Consider the following 323-nt stretch of genomic DNA (forward strand, 5'->3'; position numbering starts at 1 on the left):
CGGCCGACGTCGTTGCGGCCAAGGTCGAGCAGCATCAGATGCTCGGCGCGCTCCTTGGGATCGGCGAGCAGGCTTTCGCGATTTTCGGCATCCTCGGCGCTGGTCCGGCCGCGCGGACGCGTGCCGGCGATCGGGCGAATGGTGATCTCGCCATCGCGAACGCGCAACAATATTTCGGGCGACGAGCGGAAGAGCGCAAAGCCCGGCAGGTCGAGGAAATAGAGGAAGGGTGAGGGGTTGATGCGCCGCAACGCCCGGTAGAGATCGAAGGGCGGCAGGTCGAAGGGCGTCGAGAAACGCTGCGACAGCACCACCTGAAATAT

At 64.7% G+C, this 323-nt stretch carries 1 protein-coding gene; it reads right to left on the minus strand.

Going from position 1 to position 323, the window contains the following annotated elements; genetic code table 11:
- Nucleotides 1-323: chorismate-binding protein (locus tag FLQ44_RS14605; protein WP_206208905.1), on the minus strand; the 323-nt coding region annotated here is incomplete at both ends.

It is taken from the genome of Vogesella mureinivorans, from assembly GCF_007644035.1.
Taxonomy (GTDB): Bacteria; Pseudomonadota; Gammaproteobacteria; order Burkholderiales; family Chromobacteriaceae; genus Vogesella; species Vogesella mureinivorans.